Below are 14,849 nucleotides of genomic sequence, written 5' to 3'. Positions count from 1 at the left end.
ACGGGAACGGCAGTCGGCCGGTCGCGCCGCCTCAGAGCGTGAAGCGCGAGACGGTCGTGCCGGCTTTCGTCAGGTCCTCGTGGGTCGCGGCGGCGACGGTCACTTGGTTTTCGCCGTACTCGATGGCGACTTCGACCTCGAACGTCCCGTCTTCGGGCTCGACGAGTCGGGTCTCGCCGGGCGTCTTCACCGCGGCGACGGGAGCGTCGGTCTGCCCCGAGACGACGAGCTTGTCGCCCTTGAAGCGCGTGCTCACGCGGAGCGAGGGTCCGGTCGGGCGGTCGGACTCGACGTACCGCTCGCGGAGGAACGCGGGCGTCTCGACGGGTTCGCCCGCGTCGACGCCGTGGGCGAGGCGGACGTACTGGGCCATCGACCACGCCAGCGGCGTCGCGCTGCCGGTGCCCTCACCGAACTCCCAGTTGAAGTCGGTCGCGTGTTCGCGGTCCCAGACCTGCTCTGCGAGCATCCGGCCGGAGTTGGCGAAGGCGGCCATCGTCCGCAGTAGGTTGTCCGGTGCGAGGTCGCCGTCTTCGGTTCCCGCGAGCAGTTCGTACTCGCCGCGTTCGCCGGTGAAGATGGGCCACAGCCGGCCTTTCCCCTTGGCGTCGACGGACCACGGCGCGCCCTCTTCGTCGCGTTCGCGCTCGCCGTAGCCGTCGCCGTTGTACCGGTAGAACGCCGGGCCGTGCGGCGTGTCGACGCGGATGGTCTCGTCGACCTCTTTCAGCGAGTTGCGGATTATCTCGTCGTCGGCGGGCTTGATGCCGAGGCGGGTGAGTTCGAGGAAGCCGGCGTCGATGATTTCGCGCTCGTCGAGCGTCGGCCCGTTGTTCGCCAGCGTCCGCAGGTGTCCGGCGTCGGGTTCGCCGTCGCGGGTGATGCGGACGTAGTACGGCGTGTGCGTGTTGCGGTCGGTGCCGGTCCGCGTGGCGGTCCAGTCGTCGACGCGCTCGGCCCAGTCGTCGGCCAGCGCCAGCCAGACGAGGGCGTCGTCGGTGTGGCCCTCGTCGAGCGCGATGGCCGCCGCGCAGCCGAGACCGGCGATTTCGGCCGCGATGGACGACGGCGAGTAGCCGGCCTCCTCCTCCCATCGCTCCTGTGCGGTCGGCGGCCCGTTCCGCGCGACGTAGTCCGCGGAGTACTTGACGTTCTCGTAGCCGTAGGCCACGTCGTCGAAGGTGACGCCGCGCTCGTGGAGCATGTACGCCATCACCTGCGGGAACGAGATGTTGTCCATCTGCTCGCCGCCCCAGCGGGTCCGCCCGTTGAGGTAGGTGTTCTGCGGGATGAAGCCGCGGTCGTCCTGCTGGTAGGTGTAGATGTACTCCAGCGCGTCGATGGCCGTCTCCACGTCGCCGACGGCCTCGAAGACGGTGAAGACCTGATAGAGGTCGCGCGACCAGACGAAGTTGTAGCCGTACCCCTTCGCCTCCTCGGCGGGGACGGCCTCGCCCCACGGCACCGACGGCGAGGCGAGCCCCGCTCCGAGGTAGGTCTTGTCCTCGACCGCCCGCAGGCTCATGAGCGCGGTCTTGTACTGCGCGGCGAGGTCGTCGTCGCCGGCGACGGAGCCGGGGAGTTCCTTGTCGGCGAGGAAGTCGGCCCACGAGTCGACGTACGCCGCCCGCGCCGTCTCGTAGCCGCGGGTGAGCGCGCCGGCCGCCTCGCCCAGCGCGGCGGCGGTGTCGGCGTGTTCCGCGAAGCCGAGCGCCAGCGTCTCACCGAGTTCGTCGCCCGTGCCGATGCGCCCGACGAGGACGACGTTCTCGTCGTCGATGCGCTCTTGGGCGCTCGGGAGTTCGCCCTTCGAGAAGAAGTCCGCGAGATACCGCGAGCCGGCGACGCCGACGGTCGCCCACTCGAATCGCCCGGCGGCGGTGAGCGCGATTGCGACGCTGTACTCCCTGCCGTCCTGGTCGATGAGGAGCGGTTCGTGGCCGTCGCCGGCGTCGAACGCGCCCGCGTCGCGGGCGACGAGGTGGTAGCTCCCGAGCTGGCCGAGGCGGATGCCGCGGTCTTTCGTCCCGGTGTTCGCCAGCGCCGTGTCGGCGATGGTGTACAGTTCGTACTCGTCGCCGTCGATGGACTCGAACTGCACGTCCGCGAGCATCGCGTCGTGTTCGGGGTCGAGGACGTACTCGACGGTGAGTTCCCACTCGTGGCCGCGGCCGTCGCCCGTCTCGGTGACGACGTGGCGGAAGACGAGCGCGTCGTCGTCGACGATTTCGGCCCGGCGCTCGACCGTGTCCGCGTGGTCGTCGCGGCGGGTCTCGTTGTGGGTCCGCGCCGTGTACTCGTCGTCCGGGTCGGCGTCGACGACGAGGAAGTCGAGCGTCCGGAGGTTCATCAGGTCGACCCGCGGGAAGCGGACCTCGGTCAGCGCGCCCTCGGTCAGGGTGAACCAGACGCGCGAGGGGTCCTCGGCGTAGTGGTCCGCGACGGTGCCGATGCCGTATTTCTCGCCGGTCGTCCACCGCGGCCGGTTCTCCGGGCCGGTCGGCGCGGGCTTCGGGGCCGGCAGCGCGTCGATATCTGCGAGGATGGCGGTCGTCTCCATGCGGATTGCGTGGGGCCACCCCAGCGGCGTCGCGCTGTCGAAGCGCCCGTCGTCGAACACCTGTTCCGCGAGGTAGCCCGCGTCGGTCGTGAAGGGGCCGTCGGGCTGGAGCAGTTCGTAGAGGTTCGTCGCGCGCTCGACGAAGCGGCGGCCGTCCTTCCCGAGGCGGTCACAGAGGACGCCGAACTTCGCGGCGGCGTTCGCGCCCCACGCGGTCGAGACGGACCACACTTTCTCGCCGTCCTGCCCCTCGGCGCGCCAGTAGTCGTCTTCGAACCGGACCAACCCGGCCACGCCGCCGCGGGGATTTCGGTAGAGCCCCTTCAGCGTCGCGGCCATGTGCTTGACGAGCCGATTGGCGGTCTGCGAGTCGACGTCTTCGATGTCGGCGTAGGCGTCGACGGCGTCGACGAGGGCGAACGTGGCCGAATCGAGGCGGTCGTCGAGGCCGCCGTTTCCGTCGATGCGGAGGGCGTAGACCTCGCGTTCCTCGGACCAGAGTTCGTCGAGCCCCTCGTACACCGCGGTCGCCTGCTCGGCGGCGTGCTCGCGGAGGTCGTCGTTCACGGGCGCGGCGGCGACCGTGGCGTACGCCTGAAGGAACGTCGCGGCCGTGTGCGTGAACCGGCCGCTCATGTTCTCCCACGCGTTCTGACAGGGTTTCGGGAGTCCGTCGGATTCGAGGCTGCTGTCGAGTCCCGAGACCCCCGCCGCGACGGTCGAGCGGAGCCGCCCGACGAGTTCGTCGTCGAGTTCGTCGCGGCGCTCGGCGAGGAGCGACGCGAGCGCGGCGACGACGCTCGCGGTCTGGTCGGCCTGGTACTCCTCGTCGCCGGTGCCCTCGACGCGGCCGTGTGCCCAGCCGGGGGCGACGCTCCCGTCGACGGCCCAGACCCGGTGGGGCCACGTGCCGTCTTCGAGTTGGGTTTGACAGTAGAACTCGGCGCTCGTCGCGAGGCGGTCTCCGAGGTCGAGACCGAAGGCGTCGTCGGCGTGCGCGAGCGCCTGTGTGACCTCGGCGTCGTCGCGGAACCACGTGTAGCCGTAGCCGCCGGAGTGGGCGTAGAACGGGTCGAACTCGGGGCCGGCGATGCGCGCGCCGCTGGGGGCGGTCAGGAGCGACAGCGCCCGGAGGTCGGCGCGGACGATTCGCTCGCGGGGCGTCCCGTCGGGGACGAACACCTCGGCCTGCTCGCGGGCGGCATCGCGGAGCGCGTCGGCGGTGGCGTGCTGGACGGAACAGTGTCGGAGGTCGGCGAGGGCGTCGGTCCGCGCCATCTCGTTGTGGTCCGAAAGCTGGGTGACGAGGGTGGTCCGCGCGGCGCGGCCCTCCTGTTCGAGCGGGGCGCTGACGACCACGTCGCCCGAGAGATGGGTGTCCTCGTAGCGGTCGAGGACGGCCTCCCGCGGGAAGTCGAAGGTGTCGTCGGAGAGAATCTCGTCGAATCGCTCGGGAATCTGGCCGCGAACGTCGGTGAGGCCGGTCGACGCGGTGACGTAGTCGTGTTCGTTTCGGTGGAACACCTCGACCGCTTGGGTGTCGTTCGGGCCGCCGGCCTCGTGGATGAGCCGGCCGACTCGCGTCTCTCGCCCCTCGGGTGCGAAGGTGAGGAAGGCGGTCAGGTGGGCGTCGGTGGGAATCGCACCGCGGAGTTCGACGTGCGTCACGTGGGCGCGACCGAGCGTCAGGTCGTACTGGTGGACGGTGTACTCCCCGGCGTCGTACTCGGTCTCGACGAGGCTCGTCTCCCGGTAGTAGTGCTGCCGCACGGACTCCAACTCGTCGAACCAGTGCGTCTCGCCGTCCGTCTCGATGCCGAACCGAGAGCGGTCGATACCGTAGAGACCCGAAAGCGGAGCGGAATAATCCCGGAGAGAGCCGTCGAGTCCGACGTAGACGAGTCGGTCCCCGTGACCCGAAAACGCGCCGTCCGAGGTCCGACACTCCTCTGGGAAGCGCCCGCCCCGGTCGCGTTTGTATTCGTTTAACGCGGTCCGAAGTCGCATAGAGGTAGACGAGGGTCCCGAACCATAAGTATTGGCCGCCCGTTTGCCATCGGTTATGCCTGTGAACCGACGAATTCGGGAGACGCCGAGGCGACTCGGTAGAACCCGTCTCTCACCGGAACGCCGGTCCCACCAGGGGTAAACTCAAAGTCACCCGGCACGTTGATTGTGAGTATGCAACACCCAGGACCGCCGCAGTTCATGGCTGTCGGCGAGTCAGTACAACTCGCGCCTCGCGACCCGGACCCCGACGCCGACTACTCGTGGCGGGTTCGGAGCGCGCCGGTCGCCAGTAGCCTCGAACTCGACGAAGACACGGCAGTCGTGCAGTTCACGCCCGACGCGGCCGGCCAGTACGTGGTCGAACTCGACGCGCCCGACGTGACGTACACGCTCACCGTCCGCGTCTTCCCCGGTTCCTACCTGCCCGCCGGCTCCGCCAGAAGCGGCGCGAGCGGAATGAGCGGAATGAGCGGGTACAGCGGACAGAGCGGCTCAGCGCGCCCGACGGGATTCAGCGGCGGCGCGTCCGGCTCCGGGAGCGCCATCGGGGACGCCGACCGGGGACGGGGGGGTCGCCCGCGCATCAGGCTCGACGCGACCGTCGAAGACGGCGTGGTCGTCGTCCGCGCCGACCCGCAACCGAACCCCGACAGCGACACCGACCGCGACGACCTCGTCGTCGAGTTCGTCGTCGACGACCGCGACGAGGTCGACGACGCGGCCGTCGAGACCGACGGCTGGGAACTCCGCGTCCCGCTTTCGGCGGTCGGAGACCGACTCCGCGTCCACGCGGTCGCCCTCGACGAGACGTACAGCGTCCCCGACGCGGTGACCGTCGAGCGCGAGGCCGTTGCCGACGGCGGATTCGCCGAGGCGGAGACAGAAGCGGTCCAGACCGACGTGACGAGCCACGCCGACGGCTCCGGCGCGGGGAGCGCGTCAGTCTCCCGCCCCAACGACCCGCCGCAGTGGTCTCGGGAGGTGACGCTCTACGAGATTTACGTCCGCGGCTACGCCTCGGACGACGAGGACGCCGACAACACCTTCGAGGCGCTCGAAAAACGCCTCGACTACCTCGAATCGCTCGGCATCGACTGCCTGTGGCTCACGCCCGTCCTCCAGAACGACCACGCGCCCCACGGCTACAACATCGTGGACTTCTACTCCATCGCGGAGGACCTCGGCACCCGCGAGGACTACGAGCGGTTCGTCGAGGCCGCCCACGACCGCGGCATGAAGGTGCTTTTCGACCTCGTGCTCAACCACTCCGCGCGGGACCACCCCTTCTTCGAGGACGCCTACAAGAACCCCGACTCCGAGTACTACGACTGGTACGAGTGGCGCGAAGACGGCGAGCCGGGAACGTACTTCGACTGGGAGTACATCGCCAACTTCGACCACCGGAACCTCGACGTCCGGCGCTACCTGCTCGACGCGGTGGACATGTGGGCCGAGGTGGTCGACGGCTTTCGCTGCGACATGGCGTGGGCCGTCCCCGACACGTTCTGGCAGGAGATTCGGGACCGCGTGAAGGCGAAGGACCCCGAGTTCCTGCTTTTGGACGAGACCATCCCCTACATCGCCGACTTCCACGAGGGCATGTTCGACATGCACTTCGACACGACGCTGTACTTCACGCTCCGGCAGGTCGGCCGCGGCGACGAGCCCGCAGAACGCATCCTCGACGCCATCGAACAGCGAACGCAGGTCGGCTTCCCCGACCACGCGGCGTTCATGCTCTACCTCGAAAACCACGACGAGACGCGCTACATCGTCGAGTGCGGCGAGGACGAGGCGCTGGCCGCCGCGGGCGCGCTGTTTACGCTCCCCGGCGTGCCGATGGTCTACGGCGGCCAGGAAATCGGCCAGCGCGGCCGCCGCGACGCCCTCGCGTGGGACCACGCCCGCGACGACATCCGCGAGCACTACGAGCGACTCATCGAGGTCCGCGACGAGACGCCCGCGCTCCGGTACGACGGGACGTTCCGCCGCATCGACTACGAGACCGACACCGACCGCGCCATCGCCTTCGTCCGCGACCACGACGACGGCTCGTACCTCTGTGCGCTCAACTTCGCGCCCGGCGCGACCACGGTCGATGTCGGTGACCTCGCGGTCGACGCGACCGATGTCGTCTCCGGCGACTCGGTCGCCGCCGAGGGCGGTATCCGCGTCGACGACGTGGTCGTCTGCCCGCTCGCCTGACGCCCGCTCGCTGACGGACCGCCCCAGTCGGAGCGGCCCTCACCACCAGATTCATACGCCCAGAAAACTTTTGGACGCATGTCCACCTCGTAACGAGGTGTATTATCGGGTAATATCGATAATATTCTCCTTATCTAGTTCATTTCTCTAAACATTCGGTAGGTGTTTATGGCTCATTGTGGGCAGCACTTTTCTATGATAGCCCTGTGCGTTTCGCTACATGATGTCCAAACCAATGCAAGGAAATGGTAGAAGTGTGCACGATTGTGTAGGTTCTTCGGGGGATAGCGTATGGGACTCGTAAAGATGACCAAGTGGCGGACGCTGCTTCTCGCCACTATCGGGTTCAACTTCTCGTTTCTCATCTGGTTCTCGTTCGCGCCCTTCACGGGGCCGATGGCGGAGGAGTTCGGCCTCTCGCTGGCCGAAATCGGAATCCTCGCGAGCGCGGCAATCTGGCTCGCGCCCTTCGGCCGCATCCTCACCGGCTGGCTCTCGGATAAATTCGGTGCGCCGGTGGTGTTCGCCATCGTCCTCGGCTACGTCGGGGTGTTCTCGATGGCGAGCGCCTTCGCGGAGAGCTATACCGTGTTCTTCGTCGAGCGCCTCATCGTCGCCACGGCGGGCATCACGTTCGTCATCGGCATCCAGCACGTCTCTGAGTGGTTCGAAGAGGAGAACCTCGGCATGGCCGAGGGCATCTACGCCGGCATCGGGAACGCCGGGGCCGCCGGCGGCGCGCTCATCCTGCCCCGCGTGTTCGGGGCCGACTGGAGCGGCCCCCTGTTCCAGAGCAACTGGCGCGCGGCGTTCTTCTACACCGGCGTCGTCTCGATTCTGCTCGCAATCGCCTACTACGTCCTCGGCGAGGCGGCGTCGAGCAAGGAGCGCCGGCAGGCGACCGCCGACAACGCGACGCTCAAGCAGTGGGTCCACACCGCGACCCGGTACGGGACCGTCGCGCTCGCGCTCGCCTACGTCATGAGCTTCGGCCTCGAACTCTCGATGAACGGCTGGCTCGCCACCTACTACCGCGAGGCGTTCAACACGGACAACCTCGTTCTCGCGAGCACATTCGCGGCCACGTTCTCCATCGCGGCCGGCCTGCTCCGGCCCATCGGCGGCTACGTCAGCGACGTGCTGGCGCGCAAGGAGATGGACATCCTGCCCGTGTTCGAGGGTCGCTACCGCGAACAGTGGACGTTCGTGGCGCTCTCGTTCATCGTCGTCTCCATGCTCGTGATGACGCTCGCCGGCCTCTCGGGGACCGTCCTCGTCGCGGTGGCCGCCGGCTTCATGGTCGGCATGGCCTGCGCGTTCGCTGAGGGCGCTATCTTCGCGCAGGTTCCCGCGATGTTCCCCAACAGTTCCGGGGCCGTCGCGGGCGTCGTCGGCGGCGTCGGCACCATCGGCGGCATCACCTACCCGCTCGTCTACTCGTCGGTGCTCCTGCCGAACCTGCACGTCGGCTACGCGCTCGTCGCGGCGACGATGGTTCCCATCGTCCTCCTGAACGCGTGGGTGTACCGCCCGCACATCGCGAAGCGCGCGACCGTCGACGGCTTCCTCGGCTCGTCGGGCTCGACCGGCCCGGCCGACGACTGAGCCGCCGACCGCGACTGCGACGTTTCATTTTTTTCGCCCGCCCGACTGCCCGCGAGCCGCCGGCTTTCGACGCTCGCCTCAGGCGACGCGCGCGTCGGTCTCGACCGAGACGCCGTCGAGGTAGTCGCCGTCGGGGCCGACCCACTCGCGCTCGTTCCCGCAGTCGGTGGTCAGCCGGCAGACGCGGGTCTCCGGCGGCCAGACGACGCGCACCTCGTCGCCGGAGCGCTCGACCGTCGCGGTCTGTCGGTACGTAACCGTCTCACCGAAGTCGCCGATATAGGTCACCACGAGGTCGACCTCGCTCGCGCCCGCCGGAACCGACAACCGTTCTGGACCGGCGGCCAGCGGGCGGTTCGTCACGGCCACGCCCGCCGACGAGACCGACCACTCGACGGTCAGGTTCTCGGCCGTCGTCGCGTCGTAGCGGGCGTAGCCCTCGTCGGTCTCGACGCGGACCGACGCCGTGTTCGTCCCCTCGGGCGCGCCGAGCGTCGTCGTCGCGTCGACCCGCTCGCCGGCGAGCACGTCGAGTCGGGTCAGTTCGGGTTCGACGGGGTCAACAGCTCCGGTCCACGTCCCCCGATAGGTGAAGCGATACGGCGTCCGGTTCGTCGCGTCGAGGACCGCGAGGTCCCGTTCGGCCCCGCCGTCGATGGCGTACATCACCGGGCCGTCGAAGCCGGGGTCGTTGCGGAGCGCTTGGAAGGGATGGGCCGACCAGTCGCCGTACGGGTCGGGGTGGAAGACGAGCGCCTTCGTCTCGTTGCCCGGCGCGGCCGAGCCACCGCCGATGCCGAGACCGTCGTCACCGCCCCCGAGACCGCCGGCATCGACGCCCGGCACGGACGGGGTCAGCGGCGGCTGTTCGAAGCCGGCGTCGAGGAGCGGTTCGTAGGTCGCCGCGAGGTTCTCAGTTCGGAGCCGGTTTTCGTCGTAGGGGTCTTCGACCGCGCCGACCGTCACGCCGCCAGCGAACAGCGCCGACACGAGAAGCACCGAGAAGACGACGCCGCGGGCCTCCGACGCCGAAAAGCGACGGTGGGCCAGCCGACGGAGGAGGCGAGCGCCGGCAACGACGCCGGCCGCGCCGAACACCGCGAGCGGGACGAGCGCGTCGAAGTGGTAGAACGGGCCGAGAAGGTCGATGAGGCCGTTTCGGAGGCCGTTGTGCGTCCCCCAGAAGGCGGCGTTGCCGACGAACACCGAGGCGAACACGCCCGCGACGACGCAGGCGAGGGCGTCGTCGGAGAGTTCGGTGAACGCGCGGTCGCGGCCGCCGAGGCCGTGGTGGCGGCGTCTCGCGCTCCCGCGGAGGTTCCGGCCGGTCTCGTGGCCCCACCAGCGGCGGGCGGTGACGCCGAGGCCGACCACCGCGGCGACGGTGCCGAGCCAGCCCATCGGCCCCCACTGCGTCACGAGCAGGTCGAGCGCCTCGGCGGCGGTCTCGACGCCCATCGCGGGCGTGTAGACGACTTCGTAGCCGAGGATTGCCCGCTCTCCAAAGCCGATGCCGTCCCGCGGGGCGAAGGCGATGTAGGGGAACGTGAGCGGGTCGCCCGTCACGACGGCGTTGTACGCGAGCGTCAGGCCGACGAACGCGAGGCCGGGGAGCGCGATGGCGGCGTACCGACGGAAGACGACCCAGCCGGTCCCCGCGCGCCGGGCGGTCGCCAGCGCCCACAGCGAGTGGGCGATGAAGGGCAGCGCGAACAGCACGGCGGTGTAGGGGCGGGCGAAAAACGCCGCGCCGACGAGCGCGCCGGCGACGACCGCGTAGCCCGAGGAGTCGCGGCGGGCGGCCCGGACGTAACAGACGGCGAACCCGAGGTTGAGCATCGTCGTCGGCGCGTACGCGAGGAACGTCGACGACGTGAGGAGAAACAACGGCGAGAGGCCGAGCAGGCCCGCCGCGACGACGCCGGTCGTCCGGTCGAACGCGTCGGCCGCGAGCGCGTAGACCAGCGCGGCGGATATCGCGGCGATAGCGCCCAACACGAGGTTCGGAAGCCCGACCGCGAGGCCGACCGCGAACAGCGCCGGCACCGCCGGCGAGTACTTCGAGTAGAGCTGGACGCCGCCGGGGGCGCTCGGCGTCTCCTGTACCACGAAGAACCACGGCCTGACGGCCTCGGTCAGCCGGCCGGGATAGAGAAACAGCTTGCCTTCGAGGAGCATCGCGGCCTGCGTGAGGTAGACGCCCTCGTCGTCGTTGACGGTGTGGTACGGAAAGAGGTCGACCGCGAGCCACGTCACGACGAGCCCGACCAGAAGCGAGACACAGAGCGCTGCGAGTCGCCGCTGCGTCCGGGTTCGGTCGATGTCGATGGTACCGTCAAAATCGAATGCGAGTCCGCGGACTGCGGCTCGCACGCGTTCGCCAAGCGGGAGGGAGCCGCCCGTGTTCGAGTCTCGCCGGCCCATCCTCAGTCCGAGTAGAGGCCGCTCTCGGGGCGCTGTTCGCGCGGGAACCACGCGAGTTCGTGGCCGGCGTCGAGCGTCACCTCGACGCAGCCGTCGGTCGGGACGGTCTCGTCGTGGTTGTGCATACACAGCAGATTGTCGCCGCCGTGAAGTTCGACCTCGTAGAGGATTGTCGGCCCGAGGTAGCGCTTGCCGACGACTTTGCCGTGGCCGTCGCCGCCGCCGTCGCAGGGATGGGCCGACACGTCGTCGGGGCGGACGAGGATGTCGATGTCCGTGTCGTCGTACTCGGGCGCGAGGCCGTGAATCTGGTCGCGGTCGACCGTCCCCAGTTCGGTCTCGACCGCGTCGCCCGCGATGCGTCCCGGCAGGAACCCGGCGTAGCCGAGGAAGCCGGCGACGAACCGCGACTCGGGGTGTTGGAACACCTGTTCCGGTTCGCCCACCTGTTCGAGGTCGCCGTCGTTCATCACGGCCACGCGGTCGGAGATGGACATCGCCTCCTCCTGGTCGTGGGTGACGGAGACGGCCGTCACGCCGGCCTCCTTGAGGATGCGGCGGACCTCCTCGCGCATCTGGACGCGGAGGTCCACGTCGAGATTCGAGAACGGCTCGTCGAGGAGCAGAATAGCCGGCTCCGGCGCGAGCGAGCGGGCGAGGGCGACCCGCTGTTGCTGGCCGCCGGAGAGCTCGTCGGGGTAGCTGTCGCCTTGGGTCTCCAGCCCCACGAGGTCGAGGAGGTCGGCCACGCGCTCGTCGCGCTCGGACTCACTGAGGTCCTTCAGGCCGAACGCGATGTTCTCGGCCGCGGTGAGGTGCGGGAACAGCGCGAACTCCTGGAAGACGACGCCGACGCCGCGCTCTTCGGGCGCGCGGAAGGTGTCGCCGCCGGAGACGACGTTTCCGTTCAGCCGGACCTCGCCCCCGTCGGGGCGGTCGAGGCCGGCGATGAGCCGGAGCGTCGTCGTCTTCCCGCAGCCCGACGGCCCGAGCAGCGTGAGAATCTCGCCCTCCTCGACGCTGAGCGAGAGGTCGTCGATGACCGACTCGGTGCCGTAGGACTTCGAGACGCCGTCGAGTTCGAGGACGCCGCCGGCGTCCGCGTCGTCGGTCTCGGAGTCGGTGGCTTCCGCGCGGTTCGAGCGGTCGGTGGTCGAGAGTGTGCTATTTGACATCGTATCCCTCTTGGGTGATGATGACGAGCATCGAGAGCCCGGAGACGAAAAGCAGGATGAACGCGGGCACGACGGCCTGACCGAAGTAGCCCTGCTCGTAGGCCGTCCAGATGTGGGTCACGAGCGTGCTGAACCCCGAGGGGCGAAGCAGGAGCGTCGCGGGCAGTTCCTTCATCGTGGTCAGGAAGACGAGCGCCGCGCCGCCGAACAGGCCGGGCGCGACGAGCGGGAGCGTGACGTGACGGAACGCCCCCGACGGGGTCTCGCCGAGCGTCCGCGCCGCCTCCGGGAGCGCGGGGTCGACCCGGAGGAACGACGCCCGGAGCGACCCGATGGCCTGCGGGAGAAAGCGGATGACGTACGCGAACACGAGGAGGTAGAGCGTCTGGTAGATGGGCGTCGCGTACGAACTGCCGAAGAAGACGAGCGCCAGCCCGAGGACGACGCCCGGCACCGCGTAGCCGACGTAGGTCGCGCGCTCGAAGACGGAACTCAGCCGCGAGGGGTGCCGGGCGGCGAGGTACGCGACGGGGAGGCCGGCGAGCGTCGCCGCGCCGGCCGTCGCGGCCGCCACGAGGACCGAGTTGAGCGCGTACTCCGGCTGGAACGCGAGCGACCCGCTCGTCGCGGCGACGCCCTGCGCGAGCCACGTAAAGAGGATGCCGAGCGGGACGAGGAGCGCGACGGTGGCGACGAGCGCCGCGAAGCCGAGCGCCGGGTACTTCCAGCGGCCGAGCGGCATCGGGGCTCCCGAGCGCCCGCCGGTCGTCGTGCGCTCGTCGCCCCGAATCTTCGATTCGAGGGTCAGGATGAGGAGCGTCACGGCGACCAGTTGGAGCGACAGGAGCGTCGCGGTGTCGCGGCCGAACGTCCCGAACTCGACGTAGATGACGCGGGTGAAGGCGTCGAACCGCATGATGGCCGGCGTGCCGAAGTCCGAGAGGACGTACAGCGCCGCCAGGAGCGAGCCGGCGGCGACCGCCGGGCGAATCTGGGGGACGGTCACCCGTTTGAACGCCTCCCAGCGGCTGTGGTTCAGCGTCCGCGCGGCGTCGATGAGCGTGGTGTCCATCGACTTCAGCGCGGCCCGGGTGGTGATGAACACGTACGGGTACGTGTAGAGCGTCAGCACTAAAACGGCACCGGGTAGCCCGTAAATCTCCGGGAGCGACTCGATACCGAGGGGAGCTAACAGCCGCTGAAACGCGCCCTGCGGGCCGAACGCCGAGACGAACGCGAACGCGCCGATGTAGCTCGGAATGACGAGCGGGAGCGAGACGACGACGGTCCAAAAGCGTCTGAACGGCAGGTCGGTCCGGACGGTGAGATACGCCAGCGGGACGCCCAGACCGATACACGCGGCGGTGACGAGCGTGACGAGGACGGCGCTGTTCAGAAACACCTCGACGGTCGCCGGCCGGGTGACGAGCGCCACCGCCTCGGCGAACCCCACGTCGAGCGCGGTCCTGACGAGCCACAACAGCGGGACGACGACCGCGGCGGCGACGGCCCCGCTGGCGACGGTCAGGCCGAGCGGTTGCTCGTCGTCTCCCCCACCGGTCCCCGTCTGCTGTTCGGTCGCCATGAGTGAGCTACCTCAGAGAACGCCCACCTCACGCAAGAGTTCCACGGTTCCTTCGAGGTCCGAAAGCTGCGTCAGGTCGAGCCCCTCGGGCGGGCTGAGTTCGTCGATGCTCGGCAGTTCGCCGATGGGGTCGACGCCCGAGACCAGCGGGTACTCGAAGGTGGTCCGCGCGAAGTAGTCCTGCGCTTCGGCCGAAAGCAGGTGGCGGACGAAGTTGCTCGCCAACTCGGTGTCGTCGGCGGTGTCGAGGACGAGCGCGCCCGCGACGTTGAAAATCGAGCCGGCGTCGCCCGCGGTGAACGCGGTCGAAAGCGGCGCGTTCGGCCGCCCCGCGAGGATGCGCTGGATGTAGTAGTGGTTGGCGAAGCCCGCGTTGATTTCGCCGTCCGCGACGGCCTGCGAGACGAGGAACTCGTTGTTGTACTCCGTGACGCCGAGGTCCTGCATCCCTTGGAGCCACTCTCTCGTGGCGTCTTCGCCTTCGAGGACGCGCATCGCCGTGATGAACGCCTGGAACGAGGAGTACGTCGGTGCCCAGCCGATGTTGTCGCGGAACGCCTCCGTGTCCGGGAAGGCCATGATGTCGTCGGGGATGCCCGACTCGTCGAACTGGTCGGTGTTGAACGGGACGGTCCGGGCGCGACCGGAGGTCCCGGTCCACTGGCCGTCGGGGTCGTGGAACTCGTCGCGGACGAGGTCGAGCACCTCGCTCGGGAGGTCCTGCGTGCGACCGGCGTCCTTCAGCGCGCCGAGCGAGCCGGCGTTGACCGAGAAGAACACGTCCGCGGGGCTGTTCTGCCCCTCGGTCTGAATCTGGTTGACCAGTTCGGCCGCCGAGTTGTACCGCGGGCGGATGGTGAAGTCGTCGTAGTACTCCTCGAAGAAGGTGATAAGCTCACCGACGAGCGCCTGCCCGCGCCCGGAGTAGAGCGTGAGTTCGCCCGAGAGGTCCGGCATCTCCGTGACGGACACGCCGCCGGTGATGTCGCGGTCACCGAACGGCGAGCGCCCGGACCCAATCTGCCCGACCGACTCGTTCGTACTTGATTCGGTCGTCGTTTCCGTCTCCTCGTCGCTTCCGCCGGTACACCCGGCGAGTGCGCCGACCCCGAGGGCCGCCGTCGTCGCGATGAACCGCCGACGACTGTGGCCGCGAGGCTCTCGGTCGCGTTCGTGCATATGTGAATTTAGGTCTCCCTAAACCATTTATACCTACCGATTCGTCGGGCGAAGCGGCCGAATCGCGGGCCACGGGTCAGCTTTCTCCCGCGGCGGCGCGGGGTGG

General features: G+C 69.0%; 7 protein-coding genes. 2 read left to right on the top strand and 5 right to left on the bottom strand.

Going from position 1 to position 14,849, the window contains the following annotated elements; translation table 11 throughout:
* Positions 1–31: 31 nt before the first annotated feature.
* Entirely contained in the window at positions 32–4,567 is a 4,536-nt protein-coding gene (locus E4P24_RS08840) for a glycoside hydrolase family 15 protein (RefSeq protein WP_188148374.1), read from the bottom strand.
* A gap of 174 nt (positions 4,568–4,741) precedes the next feature.
* Here E4P24_RS08840 and malA point away from each other — a divergent pair, with 174 nt between their 5' ends.
* Together malA and E4P24_RS08830 are read left to right on the top strand one after the other, a co-directional pair.
* Entirely contained in the window at positions 4,742–6,775 is a 2,034-nt protein-coding gene (malA, locus tag E4P24_RS08835) for an alpha-amylase MalA (RefSeq protein ID WP_275879505.1), read from the top strand.
* Between the two features lie 306 nt (positions 6,776–7,081).
* On the top strand, positions 7,082–8,380 hold the full coding sequence (locus E4P24_RS08830; protein WP_188148667.1) for an MFS transporter: 1,299 nt from the start codon (positions 7,082–7,084) through the stop codon (positions 8,378–8,380).
* 78 nt (positions 8,381–8,458) lie between these two features.
* Here E4P24_RS08830 and E4P24_RS08825 read toward each other — a convergent pair whose 3' ends face one another.
* From E4P24_RS08825 to E4P24_RS08810, 4 genes are read right to left on the bottom strand one after another with little or no spacing between them, the layout of a single operon-like run.
* A complete protein-coding gene (locus E4P24_RS08825; protein WP_188148373.1) occupies positions 8,459–10,804 on the bottom strand; it encodes a glycosyltransferase family 39 protein in 2,346 nt (781 codons plus the stop codon).
* A 2-nt stretch (positions 10,805–10,806) separates the two neighbouring features.
* Positions 10,807–11,979 carry an ABC transporter ATP-binding protein gene (locus E4P24_RS08820; protein ID WP_006600211.1) on the bottom strand — a complete coding sequence of 391 codons (1,173 nt, stop codon included), beginning with the start codon at positions 11,977–11,979 and terminating at the stop codon, positions 10,807–10,809.
* On the bottom strand, positions 11,969–13,564 hold the full coding sequence (locus E4P24_RS08815; RefSeq protein WP_004063129.1) for an iron ABC transporter permease: 1,596 nt from the start codon (positions 13,562–13,564) through the stop codon (positions 11,969–11,971). Before E4P24_RS08815 ends, E4P24_RS08820 begins: the two co-directional genes overlap by 11 nt.
* Positions 13,565–13,576: 12 nt before the next feature.
* Positions 13,577–14,743 (bottom strand): iron ABC transporter substrate-binding protein, encoded by a 1,167-nt coding sequence (locus E4P24_RS08810; protein WP_004063130.1) that lies wholly within the window; start codon positions 14,741–14,743, stop codon positions 13,577–13,579.
* Positions 14,744–14,849 lie beyond the last annotated feature (106 nt).

This window comes from Haloferax sp. AS1 (genome assembly GCF_014530665.1).
GTDB classification, from domain to species: domain Archaea; phylum Halobacteriota; class Halobacteria; order Halobacteriales; family Haloferacaceae; genus Haloferax; species Haloferax volcanii.
This window is presented reverse-complemented; position numbering and strand designations above follow the sequence as displayed.

Coding starts and splice junctions, on each gene's coding strand:
- E4P24_RS08820 (WP_006600211.1), bottom strand. CDS start 11,979: ATGTCAAATAGCACACTCTCGACCACCGACCGCTCGAACCGCGCGGAA.
- E4P24_RS08810 (WP_004063130.1), bottom strand. CDS start 14,743: ATGCACGAACGCGACCGAGAGCCTCGCGGCCACAGTCGTCGGCGGTTC.
- E4P24_RS08825 (WP_188148373.1), bottom strand. CDS start 10,804: ATGGGCCGGCGAGACTCGAACACGGGCGGCTCCCTCCCGCTTGGCGAA.
- E4P24_RS08840 (WP_188148374.1), bottom strand. CDS start 4,567: ATGCGACTTCGGACCGCGTTAAACGAATACAAACGCGACCGGGGCGGG.
- E4P24_RS08815 (WP_004063129.1), bottom strand. CDS start 13,564: ATGGCGACCGAACAGCAGACGGGGACCGGTGGGGGAGACGACGAGCAA.
- E4P24_RS08830 (WP_188148667.1), top strand. CDS start 7,082: ATGACCAAGTGGCGGACGCTGCTTCTCGCCACTATCGGGTTCAACTTC.
- malA (WP_275879505.1), top strand. CDS start 4,742: ATGCAACACCCAGGACCGCCGCAGTTCATGGCTGTCGGCGAGTCAGTA.